This is a genomic window from Sphingopyxis fribergensis (genome assembly GCF_000803645.1).
GTDB lineage: Bacteria > Pseudomonadota > Alphaproteobacteria > Sphingomonadales > Sphingomonadaceae > Sphingopyxis > Sphingopyxis fribergensis.
In genome coordinates this window covers 3,896,395-3,915,114 of record NZ_CP009122.1, presented here as the reverse complement: position 1 = coordinate 3,915,114, position 18,720 = coordinate 3,896,395, and the positions used below count along the sequence as shown (strand labels likewise).

At 65.7% G+C, this 18,720-nt stretch carries 16 protein-coding genes; 5 read left to right on the top strand and 11 right to left on the bottom strand.

All coding sequences use genetic code 11. The features are described 5' to 3' along the window. Positions 1–61: 61 nt before the first annotated feature. The 3 genes from SKP52_RS18250 to SKP52_RS18240 form a co-directional block, all read right to left on the bottom strand. Positions 62–2,230: a primosomal protein N' gene (locus tag SKP52_RS18250; RefSeq protein ID WP_039577155.1), complete on the bottom strand. Its 2,169-nt coding sequence runs from the start codon at positions 2,228–2,230 to the stop codon at positions 62–64. Positions 2,231–2,377: 147 nt separating this feature from the next. Next, positions 2,378–3,463 (bottom strand): PepSY-associated TM helix domain-containing protein, encoded by a 1,086-nt coding sequence (locus SKP52_RS18245; RefSeq protein ID WP_039581608.1) that lies wholly within the window; start codon positions 3,461–3,463, stop codon positions 2,378–2,380. Between the two features lie 4 nt (positions 3,464–3,467). Then, positions 3,468–5,705, bottom strand: coding sequence for a TonB-dependent receptor (locus tag SKP52_RS18240; RefSeq protein ID WP_039577153.1), 2,238 nt, complete (start codon positions 5,703–5,705; stop codon positions 3,468–3,470). Positions 5,706–5,988: 283 nt separating this feature from the next. Between SKP52_RS18240 and SKP52_RS18235 the strand changes: the two genes are divergently transcribed. Further along, positions 5,989–8,298 (top strand): patatin-like protein, encoded by a 2,310-nt coding sequence (locus tag SKP52_RS18235; protein ID WP_039577151.1) that lies wholly within the window; start codon positions 5,989–5,991, stop codon positions 8,296–8,298. A gap of 173 nt (positions 8,299–8,471) precedes the next feature. On the opposite strand, the gene dnaJ is transcribed toward SKP52_RS18235, so the two are convergent. Together dnaJ and dnaK are read right to left on the bottom strand one after the other, a co-directional pair. After that, positions 8,472–9,602: a molecular chaperone DnaJ gene (dnaJ, locus tag SKP52_RS18230; protein ID WP_039577142.1), complete on the bottom strand. Its 1,131-nt coding sequence runs from the start codon at positions 9,600–9,602 to the stop codon at positions 8,472–8,474. A gap of 119 nt (positions 9,603–9,721) precedes the next feature. Beyond that, positions 9,722–11,632 (bottom strand): molecular chaperone DnaK, encoded by a 1,911-nt coding sequence (gene dnaK / locus SKP52_RS18225; protein ID WP_039577139.1) that lies wholly within the window; start codon positions 11,630–11,632, stop codon positions 9,722–9,724. A 165-nt stretch (positions 11,633–11,797) separates the two neighbouring features. Between dnaK and SKP52_RS18220 the strand changes: the two genes are divergently transcribed. The 4 genes from SKP52_RS18220 to SKP52_RS18205 are packed head-to-tail and all read left to right on the top strand — an operon-like array spanning position 11,798 to position 14,781. Further along, positions 11,798–12,319: a copper chaperone PCu(A)C gene (locus tag SKP52_RS18220; protein ID WP_039577136.1), complete on the top strand. Its 522-nt coding sequence runs from the start codon at positions 11,798–11,800 to the stop codon at positions 12,317–12,319. A gap of 6 nt (positions 12,320–12,325) precedes the next feature. Then, positions 12,326–12,802 carry a hypothetical protein gene (locus tag SKP52_RS18215; RefSeq protein WP_039577133.1) on the top strand — a complete coding sequence of 159 codons (477 nt, stop codon included), beginning with the start codon at positions 12,326–12,328 and terminating at the stop codon, positions 12,800–12,802. Beyond that, on the top strand, positions 12,803–13,375 hold the full coding sequence (locus SKP52_RS18210) for a hypothetical protein (protein WP_039577131.1): 573 nt from the start codon (positions 12,803–12,805) through the stop codon (positions 13,373–13,375). It begins immediately after the preceding gene. A gap of 50 nt (positions 13,376–13,425) precedes the next feature. Continuing rightward, positions 13,426–14,781: a DNA recombination protein RmuC gene (locus SKP52_RS18205; protein ID WP_039577129.1), complete on the top strand. Its 1,356-nt coding sequence runs from the start codon at positions 13,426–13,428 to the stop codon at positions 14,779–14,781. A gap of 107 nt (positions 14,782–14,888) precedes the next feature. Here the strand turns inward: SKP52_RS18205 and SKP52_RS18200 are convergent, their stop codons facing one another. The 6 genes from SKP52_RS18200 to SKP52_RS18175 form a co-directional block, all read right to left on the bottom strand. Continuing rightward, positions 14,889–15,605, bottom strand: a complete 717-nt coding sequence (locus SKP52_RS18200; RefSeq protein ID WP_039577127.1) for an META domain-containing protein — start codon at positions 15,603–15,605, stop codon at positions 14,889–14,891. 171 nt (positions 15,606–15,776) lie between these two features. After that, positions 15,777–16,601, bottom strand: coding sequence for a TrmH family RNA methyltransferase (locus SKP52_RS18195; protein ID WP_052208516.1), 825 nt, complete (start codon positions 16,599–16,601; stop codon positions 15,777–15,779). A gap of 5 nt (positions 16,602–16,606) precedes the next feature. Further along, a complete protein-coding gene (locus SKP52_RS18190; protein ID WP_037555414.1) occupies positions 16,607–16,885 on the bottom strand; it encodes an HPr family phosphocarrier protein in 279 nt (92 codons plus the stop codon). Next, positions 16,882–17,310, bottom strand: a complete 429-nt coding sequence (locus tag SKP52_RS18185; protein ID WP_039577123.1) for a PTS sugar transporter subunit IIA — start codon at positions 17,308–17,310, stop codon at positions 16,882–16,884. Before SKP52_RS18185 ends, SKP52_RS18190 begins: the two co-directional genes overlap by 4 nt. A 14-nt stretch (positions 17,311–17,324) precedes the next feature. Further along, on the bottom strand, positions 17,325–18,263 hold the full coding sequence (rapZ, locus tag SKP52_RS18180) for an RNase adapter RapZ (RefSeq protein WP_039577121.1): 939 nt from the start codon (positions 18,261–18,263) through the stop codon (positions 17,325–17,327). Positions 18,264–18,273: 10 nt separating this feature from the next. Beyond that, positions 18,274–18,720 carry an HPr kinase/phosphorylase gene (locus SKP52_RS18175; protein WP_052208514.1) on the bottom strand — a complete coding sequence of 149 codons (447 nt, stop codon included), beginning with the start codon at positions 18,718–18,720 and terminating at the stop codon, positions 18,274–18,276.

Sequence of the window (18,720 nt, the reverse complement as noted above, 5' to 3'; positions counted from 1 at the left end):
CCCCGTCGTCACCCCGCGACTTGCTGCCAGCGCGTCACGGAACTGTAAAGCCCTGTTACGCTTACACAAAGCTATAGGGGTCGATATCGATCGCGAGCCGCGCCTTCGTTGGCCAGTCGATGCTGCCGACCCAATCGCGGATCGTCCCCTGCAGGTCGAAACTGCGCGGCGCGTGGAGCAACAGGCGGAATCGGTGCCGCCCGCGCAGCATCGCGAGCGGGGCGGGGGCGGGGCCATAGACGGCGAGGCCTTCGGCGACCGGGGCCTTGTCGCCCAGCCTTTTGGCGACGCCGCGCGCGACGTCGATATCTTCGGACGAGATCACGAGCGCGGCGAACCGGCCATAGGGCGGCGCGCCCGCAAATTTCCGTGCCGACGCCTCAGCCGCATAGAAACCGTCGCGATCGTTGGCGACGAGCGCCGCCATCACGGGCGCTTCGGGCACGCGCGTCTGGATCAGCACTTCGCCGGGCTTCACCCCGCGCCCGGCGCGCCCCGCGACTTGCGCGATCTGCTGGAAGGTGCGCTCGGAGGCGCGGAGGTCGCCGCCGTCGAGCCCGAGGTCGGCATCGACGACGCCCACCAAGGTGAGATTGGGGAAATGATAGCCCTTGGTGACGAGCTGGGTGCCGATGATGATGTCGACCAGCCCGCCTTCGACATTGTCGACGAACTCAGCGGCCTTCGCGGGCGACCAGAGCGTGTCCGAGGTGACGATGGCGACGCGCGCCTCGGGAAAGCGCAGCGCAACCTCGTCGGCGACGCGCTCCACGCCAGGCCCGCAGGCGACGAGGCTATCCTCATCCTCGCATTCGGGGCAAAGGCGCGGCGGCGGCATCACATGCCCGCAATGGTGGCAGGCGAGACGGTGGACGAGGCGGTGCTCGACCATCCATGCGGTGCAGTTCGGGCACTGGATGCGGTGGCCGCAGGTCCGGCAGAGCGTCAGCGGCGCGAAGCCGCGGCGATTGAGGAAGAGCAGGCTCTGCTCGCCCTTTTGCAAGCGGTCGGCGAGTGCATCGACAAGCGGCGGGGCGAGCCAGCGGCCGCGGTCGGGCGGGTTCTGCCGCATGTCGATCGCGGCAAGGTCGGGCAGGGTTGCGCCGCCGAAGCGCGCGGGGAGCTGGATATGGCGGTAGCGTCCCGCCTCGACCATCGCGAGGCTTTCGAGCGCGGGGGTGGCGCTCGCGAGGATGACTGGCAGCCCCTCGAAATGCCCGCGCATCACCGCGACGTCGCGCGCGTGATAATGGACGCCATCCTCCTGCTTGAAGCTCGTCTCATGCGCCTCGTCGACGACGATGACGCCGAGCCGCGCGTAAGGGAGGAACAGCGCCGAGCGCGCGCCGATGACGATGCGCGCGTCACCCGAGGCAATCGCGTGCCAGGCGCGGCGGCGCTCGGCCGAGCGCAGCCCCGAGTGCCAGGCGACGGGCTCGCAGCCAAAGCGCGCGGTAAACCGCGTCAGCATCGGTTCGGTCAGCGCGATTTCGGGGAGCAGGACGAGCGCCTGCTTGCCCGCATCGATCGCGGCGGCGATCGCCTCCATATAGACTTCGGTCTTGCCCGATCCGGTGACGCCGTCGAGTAGCAAAGTGTCGAATTTCTCGGCATGCACCGCGTCGCGGAGCTGCGCGGCGGCGGCGGTCTGTTCGTCGGAGAGGTCGGGTGGGGCAAAGCCGCTGTCGGGTTCGGGATAGGGTTGATCGGCCGACACGTTGACGGCTTCGAGCGCGCCCGTATTGATCAGCCCGCGGATCACCGCCTCGCTGACGTCGGCGAGCGCGGCGAGTTCGCGGACCATGCCCTGCCGGTCGCCGATCGCCTCGAGCGCGACCGTCCGCTGCGGTGTCATGCGGGCGGGGAGTTCACCGGTGGCGCGATATTCGACGATCGGACGGCGCGCGTCGGCAAAGGCGACCCCCGGCAGCACCATGCGGAGGACTGCGCCGGGCGGGGCCAGATAATAGTCGCTTGTCCATTCGACGAGACGGCGGAGCGGGGCGGGCACCGGCGGGACGGGCACGACTTCGTAAAGATTGCGCAGCCGATTGTCGCCGACCGCCTCGGGCGCGCCGAAGCTCGCGTCCTCCCACACGACGCCGCCGAGGCGCCGGGGGCCGAGCGGCGCGATAACAACGCTGCCCAGTGGCGCTTCGCTTTCGCGCGGGACGCGATAGTCGAGCGGGCCGAGAGCGGCGGTGAGAAGGAGGACGCGGGCGCGGGTCATGGATGGGGCAGGATATAGGGCGGCGGGTAAAATAGGAAAGCGGCGCTAACGGGGCTTCCCATTCTTTCGTCATGCCGGACTTGATCCGGCATCCATTCCTGCGCTCGCCGCCTGGACCCCGGATCAAGTCCGGGGTGACGAAGGCGGTCAGGTGGACGCCAGCGCCGCCTTCTTCACCCGCCGCTTCGCCGGCTTCGGGCGCTTGAACCAGAAGGTCCAGACGGTGAGGCTGCCGAGCAGGGTCAGCGACAGGCCCGAGACCGTCAGCACGGTCCGCCAGACCCAACCGCCGACCTTCGACGCGTGGATCGGGAAGGCCATGTTGAACGCCTGCGCGCCGGGTGCGAGCTTCAGCGCATCGCGCGCGCCGAGCACTTCGCCTGTGGCGGCGTCGAACCATAGCGTCGAGCGGCCATTGGGCAGCCATTCGGCCTGCTGCCGCATTCGCAGCATGATCGGATCACCCGATTTGCGCGGCAGGCTGAGAATGCGGAATTCGGCATCGGGGAAGCGGCGGCGCGCTTCGGTCAGCATCGCGGCGTAGTCGGGTTTTTCGCCGAGCGGGCCGCCCTTATATTTTGGTGGATCGAGCGCCCTGGCGGTCTCGGCGACCGGGCCGAAGGGGGAGACGACGCCGAGCGCGAACGGGCGAAAGATCATCATCGTGCCGGTGACGACCGAGATCAGCAGCAGCGGCGCGACTATGATGCCGAGATCGCGGTGGTGCATGACGATCGACGGACGCGACAGGCGCTTGGGCCACAGGCGCAGCTGGAAGGTCCGCCGCGTTCGCCACCACAATATGACGCCGCTGATGATGAAAAAGAGTCCGCACAGCCCTGCGATGCCGATCACCCACTCGCCGCTGTCGCCCGCGAACAGATGATGGTGGAAATCGAAGATCCACAGCTCGGGCCGTTCCCACTGGCTCGCCCAGCGCGCGACGATCTCGCCCGACTGGCTGGCATAGGCACCGGCGCCGTCACCGAACCGCATCTGGTGCAATCCGAACCGCTCGTCGGCATAGATGATGCCCTGCGCGCCGGGCGCCGCCATCAGCTTCTCGGTGGTCGCAGCGACGGTGGCAAGGTCGCCGCGCAGCGGGTCGCCGGTGCCCGGCACGCCGATCCACAAATGCTCATAGAGCAGGATCGTGCCCGACAGGCCGAGCAGCGCGAGCACGAGGCCGATAAGGCCGCCGGTCCATCGGTGCAGCGTGTCGAGCAGTTTCATCATTTTAGAAACGATAATCCCACCCAAGCGTGAAGGTCCGCCCGCGCCCTGCGAAATAGGATAGCTGGTCCCTCGGCAGCCGCGTGTCGCTCGAATAGTCGATATATTGTTTGTTGAAGAGATTCTGCACCGACAGGCTGATGCCGCCGATACCGGTCTGGTAACGGGCCGTGGCGTCGGTCAGCGTATAGCCGCCGAAATCATTGTCGTCGAGCTGGAGCGGACCCCCGTTGGCATCGTCGGCGGCGCGCGCCTTGCCGTCGAAGCGACGCTTCAGATAGACCTGCGTCTGGACGCGCGCCGAGAAAGGCCCGTTGGCATAACTCGCCGCGAGGTTGATGCGGTCGGGCGAGATGTTGACGCCGTCGAGGTCGCTGTCGACCTTGCCGTCGGGCACCGCGTCGCTGTCGAAGCGGCCGACCAGGTGGGCGTAGCCGACGTTGAGCTTGAGCCCGTCGATCGGCGTCTGGACGCCGAGGTTGACCTCGAGCCCCTCGATCTCGACGCGCAGCCGCTGGACGTCGAACATGCGGTCGGCCCCGGTGACGAGCAGCTGGCCCTTGTCGCTCGATGACCAGAAATAGGCGGCGCTGGCGTCGAGCGGCCCGCGCTTCACTTCGAAACCGATCTCGCGATTGTTCGACACGACGGGCGAAATATCGAGGAAATTGTCGATATCGACCCCGGTGGCCTTCACCGAACGCGTGATGCGTCCGATGTCGGGAACGGTGAAGCCCTCGGCATAGCTCGCATAGGCGCGGATGCCCGCCCAGGGTTCGACGATCACGCCGCCGTTGATCAAAAGGTCGTCGAACTTCGGCTTGCCGCCCGCGACGTCGACGCCGGCATAGGTGGACGGGCCGCAATTGGTCGTGACGGTCGCCGAGCAGGCGACGAAGGTGGTCGAGGCAAGCGTGCGGAAATCGTCGATCTTGATCGTCACATTTTCCCAGCGCACCCCGCCGGCGAGGCGGACGATGCCATCGAACAATTTCAAATTCGCCTGCCCGAAGGGCGCGAGGCTCTGGAAATCGCTCGGCGGCACCCACACGCGATTCGTGGCGATCAGCGCCTGTTCGGTCTTGTCGACGAGCGCGTCGAACCCGATCGTCAGCGTCAGGTCGTCGAAGCCCGGCACCGCGCGTTCGTAGCTGAACTTGGCACCCAATTTGCGGCTGCGGTTCTGCGATTGGTCGAACAATGTGCCAACCGGCGCGATTGCCGGGTCTTGGAAGGTCGCGATCGGATTGATTTCGCCGCCGAAGGTGTCGCGGCTGCGGTTGAAGAAGATCTGGCTGACGAAATTGCCGCCCCACAGGTCGGTGTCGGTCAGCGACAGGGCCACGCTTTCGGTGCGGTTGGCGGCCGGCGCTCCCGGCGGGGTGCCCCGGACGGCACTGGTCGGCAGGCCGGTCGCGCGGTTGCCGGCAATCGCGACATAATCGCCGTCGCCCTTCAGCTCGAAGCGGCTCGCGATCAGGTCGAGCCGCGCACTGGGCGACAGCTCATAGCCAAGGCGCGCAAAGAAGTTGGTCGCCTTGCTGTCCTGCGTTTCGCCCTGCGTCAGGTTGAGCCCGAGCGGGCGGCCCTTGGCGTCCGAAAAGACGCCGCGAATGTCATAGGTCGCGCCGACGGTCGCGTCGAACCGGCCCGCTTTATATTGGACGAGGCCGCCGGCCTTGCCGCCCATGCCCGCCTTCGAAAAATCATTGTCGGCGGTGCCCTGTAGCAGGAAGCGGCCCGAAAGCCCCTCTTGGGTCGGCGCGCCGACGGTGACCTGGTTGACGATGCCGCCGGTGCCGCCGATCCCCTGCAAGGCATTCGATCCGAAGATCAGCTCGACCCGGTCGACGAAAAAGCCGTCGATGGTGAAGCCGTCGCGGCTGCCGTCGCGCATCGGGGTCGATTGCGGGATGCCGTTGATCGCATAGAGCGGCGAGCGACCGCGCAAAGATTCGCCCGAGCCCGACAGCTTCTGCCGTGTCGGCGAGAAGCTGGGGGTGAGGTTCGCGACCGCATCGGTGACCGAACCCGAAATCGCAAGCTGCTGGTCGAGCGCATCCTTGCCGATGATATCGATCGTCAGCGGCAGCGCATTCGGCGGCAGGATCGTGCGCGCCGCGGTGACGATGATCGCATCCTCGCCTTCGGGCGCCGCGGTCACGGGCGCAGAGTCCTGCGCGAAGGCGGGCGAGGAAAGCGCCGTGCAGACGAGCGCGGCAAAGGCGAATTTGCGATTCATGATAGCTCCTGTTCGGAGCGGGCGCTAGTGCGACACATTCTCAAAAGCAAGAATTTTCGACGGGTGTACTTGGCGACCAACGGCTTGCAATCGATAGTTGCCGCGCAGCTTCCCTTACTTCGTCATTCCCGCGAAAGCGGGAACCCAGGGTGGGATCAGCCTACGCACGCTCTGGGTCCCCGCTTTCGCGGGGATGACGAATATTGGTATGGCCGCTCTCCACCTCAATGCCGACACATCGGAGAGGGGGACAGCACCCGTAAAGCACGCTATCGTCTTCGCAATGCGGGAAAAGGAACTACGCTTCGCCCTGATTTGCTACGGCGGCATCAGCCTCGCCGTCTATATGCACGGCATCACCAAGGAAATCTGGCGGCTCGCCGCGGCATCGCGCGCCTTTCACGACGGCGAGGCGGTTGCGGGATCGGGCGGAGTATACCGCGACCTGCTCGCCGCGATCGCCGAGCATGGCGGCGTCAAGTTGCGTGTCCTTCCCGATATCATCGCGGGAGCGAGTGCGGGCGGGATCAACGGCATCTTCCTCGCGCGCGCGCTCGCCACGGGCAAGTCGCTCGATCCGCTGACCGAGCTGTGGCTGGAGGATGCCGATGTCGACAGCCTGATCGACCCCGATGCGCGGCCACTCTCCGCCATGACCAAATTCTGGGCGGTGCCGATTGCGGGCTGGGCGATGAAGCGGCGCGGCAACGCCATCGACCGCACCGTCGGCGAGGATGCACAGGACGAAGTGCGCGCCAAGCTGTCGCGCTTCGTCCGCGCGCGCTGGTTCGAGCCGCCCTTCGGTGGCGAGACCTTTTCGAACCTGTTGCTCGATGCGTTCGACGCGATGGACGCGGGACCGCAGGGGTCGCCGCTCGTTCCGACCGGGCAGCCGGTCGACCTGATCGTCTCGGTGACCGATTTCGCGGGGCACCGGGAGCAGCTGACGCTCAACAGCCCGTCGCGCGTGACCGAGCAGGAGCATCGGTTGATGATGCATTTCCGGCAGAATGGCCGCGCGGGCAGGCGGCTCGACGATGTGCCGGGGCTGGTTGCCGCCGCCCGCGCGACCGCGAGCTTTCCGGGCGCCTTCCCGCCCTTCACCTTGCGCGAGCTCGACGCCGCGCTCGAAAAGCGCGGCGTCGCATGGCCGGGGCGCGACGCCTTCATTCTCGCCCAGCTGCCGCGGGTGCCCGACAGCGACCCCGCCGACCGCGTGCTGATCGACGGCGCGGTGCTCGCGAATGCGCCCTTCCGACCGGCGATTGCCGCCTTGAAACAGCGCCCCGCACGGCGCGAGATCGACCGCCGCTTCATCTATATCGATCCCAAGCCCGACTATAAGGCGATCAGCATCGGCAAGCCGGGCGAGCCCGGCGAGGAGGGGCAGCTGCCCGGCTTCCTCCCGACGATCCTCGGCTCGCTGTCGGCGATCCCGCGCGAACAGCCGATCCGCGAGAATATCGAGATGATCGAGAGCATGTCGCGCCGTATCCGCCGCATGCAGCATATCATCGACGCGATGAAGGTCGAAGTCGAGGAACAGGTCGCGGCGCTGTTCGGCACAACCTTCTTCCTCGACACGCCGACCCCCGCGCGGCTGGCGAAATGGCGCGCCAAGGCGCAGGACCAGGCGGCGGCGCGCGCGGGTTTCGCCTATGCGCCCTATGGCCATCTCAAGCTGTCGGCGGTGATCGACGAGATTGCGAATATCGTCGACCGCCTGGTCCCGCCCGAGGGGCCGGTGCATGTCATCAACCGCCGCATCGCGATGTGGACCGAGGCGCGCGCGCGGGGTCTCGACCGGATTTCGGGCAAGCGCGGCACCGGCGCGAGCAGCGAAGCGATCGACTTTTTCCGCACCCACGACCTCGGTTTCCGCATCCGGCGGCTGCGCTTCCTCGCGCGCGAACTCGACACCGCGGTCGAGGCGACGCGCGAGCGGCGCGATCCGGTGTGCGAGGATATGCGCGAGACGATCTTTGCCGCGCTCGGCCACTATCTCGAGCGCGAGGGCGATGCCTGGCTCGCTGATCTCGACGTGCCGGCGGATACCGAACCCGGCCAGTGGATCGACGCGATCGCCGCGCGTCGCGACCTTGTCGCGCTCGATGCCGAAACCGATGTCGTGATCGCGGCGGCGCTCGGAAAGCTGCCCAAGGACGATCGGCGGACGATGCTCTTCGCCTATCTGGGCTATCCCTTTTACGACATCGCGACCTTGCCGCTCTTGCAGGGCGAAGGGTTCGACGAATTCGACCCGATCAAGATCGACCGCATCTCGCCATCGGACGCGACCGCGATTCGCACCGGCGGCGCGGCGGCGATGCTGAAGGGGGTCGAATTCAACAGCTTCGGCGCCTTCTTCAGCCGCACCTACCGCGAAAATGACTATTTGTGGGGCCGCCTCCACGGCGCCGACCGGCTGATCGACATCGTCGCGAGCAGCGTGGGCGGTGAGGGCGCGATGTCGGCAGACGAACTGAAGGCGCTCAAGCGCCGCGCCTTCCACGCGATCCTCGACGAGGAGGAGGGTCGGTTGCCCAAGGTGAAGGCGCTGATCGACGAATTGCGCGGGGAGATTGGGCCATAGCTCCTTCTCCCCTTGGGGGAGAAGGATATGAAGCCTAGCGCCGAAGGCGCTAGGCGCAGTTGGATGAGGGAAGCGGCAGCAAACGGTCGTTGCGTTTCATACCCTCACCCCGCTTCGGCCAGGCGGCAGAGCCGCCGAGCCTTCGCAAACCTCTCCCCCCAAGGGCAGAGGGATCAATCCGTCAAATCGTCCCACATTTCCTTGATCCGGCCGAAAAAGCCCTGGCTCGCAGGACATTCTTCGCCGGTTTCGGTCTCGCGGAACTCGCAGAGCAATTCCTTCTGCCGCGCCGACAGCCGGGTCGGCGTTTCGACGTCGATCTGGACGACCAGGTCGCCGTGGCCGCGGCCGTTCAGCACCGGCATGCCCGCGCCGCGCTGACGGAGTTGCTTGCCCGACTGGATGCCCGCGGGGATGGCGATGTCGTGCATCCGGCCGTCGAGACCGGGGATACCGATCTCGCCGCCGAGCGCCGCGGTGGTGAAGCTGATCGGCGCGCGCGTGAACAATGTCGTGCCCTCGCGCTCGAAGACCTTGTGCCGCGCCATGTGCAAGAAAATGTAGAGGTCGCCCGGCGCCGCGCCGCGCGCGCCGCTTTCGCCTTCGCCCGACAGGCGGATGCGCGTGCCTTCGTCGACCCCTGCGGGGATGTTGACGGTCAGCGTCTTGCGCCGGTCGACGCGGCCTTCGCCGTGGCACGTGTTGCACGGGTCGGCGATAACCTCGCCCGCGCCCTGACAGGTCGGGCAGGTGCGCTCGACCATGAAGAAGCCCTGCTGCGCGCGCACCTTGCCGTGGCCGGCGCAGGTCGAGCAGCGGTTGGTCTGTGTGCCGGGCTTCGCGCCCGATCCGTCGCACGTGTCGCAGCGCGCCGCGACGTCGACCTGGATCTCGCGCGTGATGCCGGTGAAGGCGTCCTCGAGCCGGATTTCCATGTCGTAGCGCAGGTCCGCGCCGCGCGCGGGGCCGCGCTGCTGGCGTCCCCCGCCGAATGCCGAGCCGAAGATCGATTCGAAAATATCGCCGATGTCGCCGAAATCGGCGCCATTGCCGCCGCCGAAACCGCCAGCGCCGCCATTGACGCCCGCCTTGCCGAAACGATCATAGGCCGCGCGCTTCTGCGGGTCCTTCAGGCAGTCATAGGCTTCGCTGATCGCCTTGAAGCGCGCTTCGCTGTCGTCGCACCCCGGATTCTTGTCGGGGTGATATTTCATCGCAAGCTTGCGGTAGCTCGCTTTCAGCGCGGCATCGTCGGCCGTGCGCTCGACTTCCAAGAGTTCGTAATAATCGATGTCGAGTGACATAGCGTTCAACCCATAAATAGGGACTGTCCCTATTTATCCCCTAGTTCCACAGGCGACGCAGCCGTCGATCCGATAAATAGGGACAGTCCCTATTTATGGAACGACGGCGCGTTCGCATCTTACTTCTTGTCGTCTTCGACTTCGGAGAATTCGGCGTCGACGACGTCTTCGTCGCTCTTCGCCGCACCGGCATCGTCATCGGCGCCGGGGGATGCGGCCGACTGCTGCTCCTTCTCGTAGATCGCCTGGCCCAGCTTCATCGCGACCTGCGCGAGCGCCTGGCTCTTTTCGGTCATCGCGGCGGCGTCGCCGCCTTCGACCGCACTCTTGGCTTCGGCGACCGCCGCTTCGATTTCCGACTTCAGGCTCTCGTCGACCTTGTCGCCATGCTCGCGAAGCTGGCTTTCGGTCGAGTGGATCAGGCTTTCGGCGTTGTTCTTCGCCTCGGCCGCCTCACGGCGCTGCTTATCCTCTTCGGCGAACTGCTCGGCGTCCTTGACCATCTGGTCGATGTCCGCGTCGCTGAGGCCGCCCGAAGCCTGGATCTTGATCTGCTGTTCCTTGCCGGTGCCCTTGTCCTTGGCGTGGACCGACACGATGCCGTTGGCGTCGATGTCGAAGGTCACCTCGATCTGCGGCACGCCGCGCGGTGCGGGCGGAATGCCGACGAGGTCGAACTGGCCGAGGATCTTGTTGTCCGCCGCCATTTCGCGCTCGCCCTGGAACACGCGGATCGTCACCGCCGACTGATTGTCGTCGGCCGTGGAATAGACCTGCGACTTCTTGGTCGGGATCGTCGTGTTGCGGTCGATCATCTTGGTCATGATGCCGCCCAGCGTCTCGATGCCGAGGCTCAGCGGAGTCACGTCGAGCAGCAGCACGTCCTTGACGTCGCCCTGCAGCACGCCCGCCTGGATCGCGGCGCCGATCGCGACGACTTCGTCGGGGTTCACGCCGGTGTGCGGTTCCTTGCCAAAGAAATCCTTCACGACTTCGCGGACGCGCGGCATGCGCGTCATGCCGCCGACCAGCACGACTTCGTCGATGTCGCTCGCCGAAATGCCGGCGTCCTTGATCGCCTTCTTGCAGGGTTCGAGCGTGCGCTTGACCAGCTCTTCGACCAGCTTTTCGAGGTCCGAACGGGTGATCGTCTTGACCAGATGCTTCGGCCCGTTGGCGTCGGCGGTGATGAAGGGCAGATTCACTTCAGTGGTCGCGGCCGACGACAGTTCGATCTTGGCCTTTTCGGCCGCTTCCTTCAGCCGCTGGAGCGCAAGCTTGTCGCCGCGCAGGTCGATGCCTTCGTCCTTCTTGAAGCCGTCGGCGAGATATTCGACGATCTTGCTGTCGAAATCTTCACCGCCCAGGAAGGTATCGCCGTTGGTCGACTTCACTTCGAACACGCCGTCGCCCACCTCGAGGATCGAGATGTCGAAGGTGCCGCCGCCAAGGTCATAGACCGCGATCGTCTTGTTCTCGGTCTTGTCGAGACCATAAGCGAGCGCGGCCGCGGTCGGCTCGTTGATGATGCGCAGCACTTCGAGGCCCGCGATCTTGCCCGCGTCCTTGGTCGCCTGGCGCTGCGCGTCGTTGAAGTATGCGGGAACGGTGATCACCGCCTGCGTCACGGTTTCGCCCAGATAGCTCTCGGCGGTTTCCTTCATCTTCTGAAGGATGAAAGCCGAAATCTGCGACGGCGAATAATCTTCGTTGCCGGCCTTGACCCACGCATCGCCATTGGTGCCCTTGACGATCGTGTAAGGAACCAGCTCGGTGTCCTTCTTGGTGATCGGATCGTCGAAGCGGCGGCCGATCAGACGCTTCACCGCGAAAACGGTGTTTTCGGGGTTGGTGACCGCCTGGCGCTTTGCCGGCTGGCCGATCAGGCGTTCGCCATCCTTGGCGAAGGCGACGATCGACGGCGTCGTGCGCGTGCCTTCGACATTTTCGATAACCTTGGGTTTTCCGCCTTCCATCACCGCGACACAGCTGTTCGTGGTACCGAGGTCGATCCCGATCACTTTGGCCATTGGTATTCAGTCCTTGTTGCTTCTGTGGCGCCCTGAAAAGGCACGCCGTCCGTTGAGTCCCTTGGGGGTTTATGGGGGCGATATAGGTGCGCTAATCCTTGGCACAAGGGCTTTCAGGGCTTATCGGGGAGGTGAAATGCTGCGCTTTTACGGAGTCCTCCCAAAATGAAACCTTTTGCGATCCTTGCCCTCGCCGTCCCCGCGCTGACCCTGACGGCCTGCGGCGATAATCTGGTCGCCGCCAAGCCGCTCAACGTCGTCAGCGGCCATATCGTGATGGGCGCGACCCCCGACCGGCCCGCGGTCGGCTATTTCCGCGTTCAGGGCGGGCCGCAGCCGGTCCAGCTCGTCGCGGTGACCGCCGACCTCGCGCAGCGCGTCGAGATGCACGAAAGCGTCAAGGAAAATGGCGTCGTGACGATGAAGCCGCTGCTTCGCGCCGATGTCCCCGCCAAGGGCGAACTGGTATTCAAGCAGGGCGGCAAGCATCTGATGATCTGGGGCATCAACGGCGCCGCGGTGCGCGCGGGCAAGCTGCCGATGGCGTTCGTCTTTACCAACAACAATAATGAACGCATCCTGTTCGACATGGTGATCAAGCCCGCCGAAGGTGGTGCCGCGGCCGATCATGGCGCGATGGATCATGGATCGATGGAGAAAGCAGCCCCGGACGCGGCCAAGAAGTAAAGACGGGTGCCGCGTCCGTCGCGACCTTTAACGACTGGCGAAATTGCGCTTGCCCGGACGGTGTTCGGGGGCGCGATCGCTTATGACCGCGTGCGGGTGAACCACCATAAGTGGATTTTCTTCCAGCCGCGCCACATCGTCATGGCGCCGATGGGCAGCCTGCATTTCAACCCGCATGGCGAACTCTATTGCGACGATTTCAGCGCGGCGTCGCAGCGATTGCAGGGGCTGTTCATCCACGAGATGACGCATGTGTGGCAGTCGCAAACGCGCGGGCGCTGGTATCTCGTCCTGATGCGCCATCCGTTGGCGACCTATAGCTACAGCCTCAAACCCGGCTGGCTGCTCGAACGCTACGGCCTCGAACAACAGGCCGAGATCGTGCGCCACTACTGGCTGCTCACCCAAGGCATGATCGTCGGCGGCGCGCCAGGGATCGAGGCTTATCGCGCGATCCTGCCATCGTCATGGGACATGGCATAGATGGATGATTTCGAGTTCGTCTTCGCGCTCTACAGCCTGCTACTGGGCCTTTCGATGGTCGAGCTGCTCGGCGGGCTCGGCCGCGCGATCGAGACGCGCTTTGCGGCCGAAGCCGAGCGCGAGGCGTTCGCGATCGGCTGGCTGACGCCCTTGCTAGCGATCTTCGTGATGCTCGACCTGCTCTCTTTCTGGAGCGCAGCGTGGCTCGCGCGCGGCGATATTGCGGTGTCGAGCACCGCCTTGCTCGGCGTCGCGGCGTTCGCCAGCGTCTATTTCCTCGCGGCGCGGCTGGTCTTCCCGTCGCATCCCGAGGGTTTTGCGAACCTCGACGTCCATTATTTTCGTGTCCGCCGGATCGTGCTGGGGCTTTTGCTCGTGCTGCTGGCGGCGCAGCTTGGCTATTACGCGTCGCAGCCCAATCTGGCGGCGGCGCTCGCGCATCCGGTCGCGTGGGTCATGACGATCGTGCTCGTCGCGCTGATGGCCGCGGCGATGTGGGTCAAGGATCGCCGCTGGAGCATCGCGATCCTCGCCGCGCTGATTGTGCGCTACGTCGTCATCTATCTGCTCTGATCCGAATTAGCGGCTAGCCAGACGGGCGTTGTTCGTCCTATGTTCCCGCCATGGATGGAAGCTCGCTCATTGTCGCCCTTATCGCCCTCGCCGCCGGTGGCCTGATCGGCTGGCTTTTCGCCGGTCGGCAGTCGGGGGCACTCAAGGCCGAGCGCGACGGATTGTCGGAACGGTTCAAGGCTGCGGTCACCGACCTGGCGACCGAGGCCGAGGCCCGAAAATCGGCGGATATCCAGCTTGCGGCTTTGCTCAGCGAACATCGTGCGCGCGATGAGGCGCATGATGCCCAGATCGCACAGCTCAGGGATGCGCAGGCGGCGCTCACCGCGCAGTTCCGCGAGGTCGGGCAGGTGATGCTCGATGGCGCGCAAAAGGCGTTTCTCGAACGCGCGGACCAGCGCTTCAAGCAGAGCGAAGAGACAGCGGGGCAAAAGCTTTCTGCGCTGCTCAATCCGGTCCACGAACGTTTGCAAAAATATGAGGAAGCCGTCGGCAAGGTCGAGGCCGAGCGGCGCGACGCCTTCGGCCTGCTCCACGGCCAGATCGCCGCGATGCGCGAGGGCACCGAGCGCGTGTCGAGCGAGGCCGCGAAGCTCGTCAACGCGCTGCGCAATGCGCCGAAGGCGCGCGGGCGCTGGGGCGAGCAGCAATTGCGCAACGTGCTCGAAAGCTGCGGCCTCTCCGAACATGCCGATTTCCAGACCGAGGTGAGCGTCAACGACGGCGACGGCGGGCGGCTGCGCCCCGACGTCGTGGTGCGCGTTCCCGGCGGGCAGAATCTCGTGATTGATGCCAAGGTGTCCTTGAACGCCTATCAGGATGCGTTCGGCGCGGTCGAGGAGCGCGAAAAGGCGGCGCATCTGGTCGCGCATGCCGCGGCGATGAAGGCGCATGTGAACACGCTCGGCGCCAAGGCCTATTGGAACCAGTTCGACGATACCCCCGATTTCGTGGTGATGTTCGTGCCGGGCGAGCATTTCCTTGCCGCCGCGCTCGATCAGGATCCGGGGCTCTGGGATTATGCGTTCGAGCGCAAGGTACTGCTCGCGACCCCGACCAACCTGATCGCGATCGCGCGCACCGTCGCGGCGGTGTGGCGGCAGGAAAAGCTCGCCAATCAGGCGCGCGAGATCGCGGCGCTCGGCAAGGAGCTGTACGCGCGCATGTCGGTGATGGGCTCGCATATCGCGAAGGTCGGGCGCAATCTCGATCAGGCGACGGGCGCGTACAACGCCTTCGTTGGCAGTTTCGAATCGCAGGTGCTGACGCAGGCGAAGCGCTTCGAGGCGCTCGATATCGAAACCGGGGACAAGGAAATCGCGTCCTTGCCGGTGGTCGAACAGGCGTCGCGCCCGCTCGCAAAGCTGGCGGCGGCGCCTGCGGCGGTCAACGACGCGGGCGAATAGCATATCTTCAAATCCGTTCGCATCGAGCGAAGTCGAGATACCGCGATGTCAAGCGGAGCCGGTGGGTGTCTCGACTTCGCTCGACACGAACGGAGGAATGGGCTGGCTCAAATCACCCGCCGCAGCACCGCCGTCTTGCCGCCTTCGCCCGTCAGAATCAGCGTCCCGTCGTCGGCAAAGGTCAGGCTGACCGGCGAAGCCATCAGTTTGAAGAAGGCCGCCTCCTGCGTCATGCCTGCGCCCGGACATGCCATTTCGGTCGCCATCAGCGGTCCGGCCTTGAGTGTCACGCCATCGACCGAATAGCCGCCCGAAAAGCGGTTGCAGCCCGCGTTCCCGCTTAGCCGGTTGCCGTCGAATTGCAGCGACGTCGGCCGGTCCGCCGCGACCGCGACCCCGCCGATCGACACGAAGGTCCAGTTCGATCCCGCGAGCGTGTCGGGCGGCAATATCTTGCCGCCGCAGCCTTGTACGGCCTTGCCGTCGGCGACGACGCGGACGGTATCGGAATAGCGGCGGTCGCTCATCCCGTCGCTGCACGGCTTTTGCTCGACCACGGCCGACAGGCGGTCGGTGGCATAGGTTCGCCCGTTCGTCGATGGCTTCGCGCCGGGGTTCGGGACCATGATCTTCGTCTCGCCATAGTCGCCATCATAGTTGAGCCGCGACGGCGTGATCTCGAGCGTCCAGCCGGGTTCGGTGCCGAGTGCCATATAGGCGGCGGGCTGCTCGCCGGGGCCCTGCGGCGGCGTTTCAGTTGGGGGCGCGCAGGCGGCGAGCAAGCAGCAAAGCGGCAGGGTGGTCAGGAGCATATGGCGAAGCATCAGCGATTTCCTCCATTCGTGATGTTGAACTTGTTTCAGCATCCATGGCCCACCTTATCTTCCAGCGCGGCGCCTAGGGAAAGGTCCGGCCATGGACCCTGAAACAAGTTCCGGGTGACGGTGTTTGGCAGATAGATTGTGGCCGCCGCCCTATGTCGTTCCGGTGAAGCGCTACCGATGACGCCGCCGCTGGTTCAGCACCTCATACGCCATCACCGCGGTCGCGATCGCGGCGTTGAGGCTGTCGGCCTTGCCCATCATCGGCATCTTCACGCGCACATCGGCGGCGGCGGCATATTCACCGGGCATGCCCTGCGATTCATTGCCGGTGAGGATGAAGGTCGGCGCGGTGTAGCGCACCGCCTGATAATCCTGCGTGTCGTCGCCAAGCCAGGTCGCGACGAGCTGGCCCGGGCCTTGGCGGAGCCAGGCGAGGAATTCGTCCCACCGCGCGACCACCAGCTTCTGCGTGAAGATCGCGCCCATGCTCGCGCGCACCGCCTCGACCGCATAGGGGTCGGTACTCTCGTCGAGCAGGATCAGCCCGCCCGCGCCGACCGCATCGCCGGTGCGCAGCATCGTGCCGAGATTGCCCGGATCGCGCAGCCGCTCGGCGACGAGCCAGATCGGCGCGGTATCGCGGTCGAGGTCGGCGAGCGTCGTTTGCGGTTCGGCATAGATGCCGACGACGGTCTGCGGATTGTCCTTGCCCGACAGTTTGGAGAGGATCGCGCCTGTCGTGTCGATCACCTCGCCGCCCGCCGCGAGCGTGTCGGCGACCAGCGCCGCCGCGAGCGGGTGCGTATCGCCCTCAGGCCCGAGGAACAGCCATTGCGGGAGAACGCCCGCCTCGCGTGCTTCGGTCGCGATGCGCAGCCCTTCGGCGAGAAACAGCCCTTCGGTGCGGCGATGGCGCTTTTCCCGCAGCAACCGCATCCGCTTCACCAGCGGGTTCGACAGGCTCTCGATGGTGGAACGGCGGCCCGGCTCGGTCATGGCCGTCAATCCTCGCCGAAGCTGTCCTTGACCAGCCCGACGAGCTTGAGGAGCGCCGCGTCGGCGCCGTCGCCCTTGGTATGGATCGTGATCGAATCGCCCTTTGCGGCGCCGAGCATCATCAATCCCATGATCGACGTGCCGTTGACGCGCGATCCGCCCTTTTCGACCTCGACCGACACACTTTCGGGCAGGCGGCTGACGAAGGTGACGAATTTGGCGCTCGCGCGTGCGTGCAGCCCGCGCTGGTTGGTGATTTCGACCGTCTCGCTATTTTCGTTCAAGGGCCCACTCCCAGCATTTCCGACGCGACCGAAATATATTTCTGGCCGGCTTCCTTGGCGGCGATCACCGCGGCGCGGAGTTCCATCGTCTTGCGCGCGCTTTCAAGGCGGATCAGCATCGGCAGGTTGACGCCCGCGATCACCTCGGTGCGCCCCGATTCGAGCAGGCTGATCGCGAGGTTCGACGGCGTGCCGCCAAACAGGTCGGTGAGCATGACGACGCCGCGGCCTTCGTCGACGTTGCGAATCGCGTCGGCGATTTCCTTGCGGCGCATCTCCATATTGTCATTGGGTCCGATGCACACGGTCGCGATCGCCCTTTGAGGGCCGACGACATGCTCCATCGCACGCACCATTTCCTCGGCAAGGCGGCCGTGCGTGACGAGCACCATTCCCAGAAGCGGCAGAGCCTTATCGTTCGGCATGCGTTCGTCGACCCTTATCTTTTGCCGCCGGGCGCGGAAGCCGCGGGCGGGGGCCTGCCCTCAAGCCCATCTTGCGGGGCAGAGTCAAGATTGCGGTGGGTCAGCACTGGCTCATATCCGGATTCGCGTAGCGTTTGGGCAACACGCGCCGCGACATGGACCGACCGGTGCCGCCCGCCGGTGCAACCGAACGCGACGGTGACATAGCTTTTGCCCTCGGCGCGATAGCGCGGCAGCAACGTCAGTATCAGTCGCTCGATCTGCGCGACGCTGTTTTCATAGGCCGGATCGGCCATCACATAGGCGGCGACGTCTGTGTCGAGCCCGGTTCCGGGCTTCAGCTTCGGGTCCCAATGCGGATTGCGCAGATAGCGCATGTCGAACACCAGGTCGGCGTTGCGCGGCAGGCCGCGCGCGAAGCCGAAGCTCAGGACGTTGAGCACCGGCTCGCCGTCGCCCGCTTCGCCGAAGCGCTGGCGGATTTCCTGCTGCAGGTCGTTGCTGCTGTAATTGGTCGTATCGACGACATGTTCGGCCCAGCGGCGGAGCGGTTCCATCATCTCGCGCTCGCGCGCGATCCCGTCGGCGGCGGGGCGATCCTCGGCCATCGGATGGCGCCGCCGCGTTTCGGAAAATCGGCGCTCAAGCTCGGCGCCGGCGCAATCGAGGAATAAGGTCTGGATGTCGCGCCCGCCGCCTTCGCGCAGCTCCTTGATCCGCCGCACGAGCAAGGCGGGGCGGAATCCCCGGCTGCGGCTGTCGATCCCGATCGCGAGCGGACGCCCGGCCTCGCCGCGCTTCACCGGCGCGTCGATCAATGTTTCGAGCAGCGCGAGCGGCAGATTGTCGACGACCTCCCAGCCCAGGTCCTCGAGTACCTTGAGCACGGTCGACTTGCCTGCGCCCGACAGGCCGGAGACCAGCAACAGGCGCGATTCGGCGGCCGAACTCATCGATGGTGCGTCATGCGGCGGGCGCCAGCCGTTCGAGCGCGAGCATGATCTTGATCGGTGCCGACGCCTCGAACGCCGGCAACAGCAGCGCGGGCAGCGGGTGGCCCGCGACGGTCTCGAACTGGTTGACCGCCGGCATGCGGTCGTAGCGGTCGGTCAAACGCACCGCGAGCGCCAGCGGCACGGGCGCCGTCCACGGGCGCTCGATGATTCCGATTCCGCGCACCTCCAGCTTGCCTGCCAGATTTTCGGGCGGGCGGCACCACAGGCGGCCGCGGTCATACCAGATGTCGCAGCGATCGTCGGCGACCAGCTTGGCGCCGCGATCGATCAGCCGCAGTGCGAGGTCCGATTTGCCCTGTCCCGAATTACCGAGGATCAGCACCCCGCCATTGCCCGCCGCGACGCAGCTGGCGTGGATATTGACGATATCGGTTCTGGTCCGGCTCGGAAGCAT

What these genes read in the sequence shown, in the direction of transcription:
- dnaJ (WP_039577142.1), bottom strand. Translation starts at nt 9,602, where the DNA reads ATGTCACTCGACATCGATTATTACGAACTCTTGGAAGTCGAGCGCACG.
- SKP52_RS18175 (WP_052208514.1), bottom strand. Translation starts at nt 18,720, where the DNA reads ATGCTTCCGAGCCGGACCAGAACCGATATCGTCAATATCCACGCCAGC.
- SKP52_RS18185 (WP_039577123.1), bottom strand. Translation starts at nt 17,310, where the DNA reads ATGCCGAACGATAAGGCTCTGCCGCTTCTGGGAATGGTGCTCGTCACG.
- SKP52_RS18195 (WP_052208516.1), bottom strand. Translation starts at nt 16,601, where the DNA reads ATGACCGAGCCGGGCCGCCGTTCCACCATCGAGAGCCTGTCGAACCCG.
- SKP52_RS18220 (WP_039577136.1), top strand. Translation starts at nt 11,798, where the DNA reads ATGAAACCTTTTGCGATCCTTGCCCTCGCCGTCCCCGCGCTGACCCTG.
- SKP52_RS18200 (WP_039577127.1), bottom strand. Translation starts at nt 15,605, where the DNA reads ATGCTTCGCCATATGCTCCTGACCACCCTGCCGCTTTGCTGCTTGCTC.
- SKP52_RS18205 (WP_039577129.1), top strand. Translation starts at nt 13,426, where the DNA reads ATGGATGGAAGCTCGCTCATTGTCGCCCTTATCGCCCTCGCCGCCGGT.
- rapZ (WP_039577121.1), bottom strand. Translation starts at nt 18,263, where the DNA reads ATGAGTTCGGCCGCCGAATCGCGCCTGTTGCTGGTCTCCGGCCTGTCG.
- SKP52_RS18235 (WP_039577151.1), top strand. Translation starts at nt 5,989, where the DNA reads ATGCGGGAAAAGGAACTACGCTTCGCCCTGATTTGCTACGGCGGCATC.
- SKP52_RS18210 (WP_039577131.1), top strand. Translation starts at nt 12,803, where the DNA reads ATGGATGATTTCGAGTTCGTCTTCGCGCTCTACAGCCTGCTACTGGGC.
- SKP52_RS18240 (WP_039577153.1), bottom strand. Translation starts at nt 5,705, where the DNA reads ATGAATCGCAAATTCGCCTTTGCCGCGCTCGTCTGCACGGCGCTTTCC.
- dnaK (WP_039577139.1), bottom strand. Translation starts at nt 11,632, where the DNA reads ATGGCCAAAGTGATCGGGATCGACCTCGGTACCACGAACAGCTGTGTC.
- SKP52_RS18245 (WP_039581608.1), bottom strand. Translation starts at nt 3,463, where the DNA reads ATGAAACTGCTCGACACGCTGCACCGATGGACCGGCGGCCTTATCGGC.
- SKP52_RS18250 (WP_039577155.1), bottom strand. Translation starts at nt 2,230, where the DNA reads ATGACCCGCGCCCGCGTCCTCCTTCTCACCGCCGCTCTCGGCCCGCTC.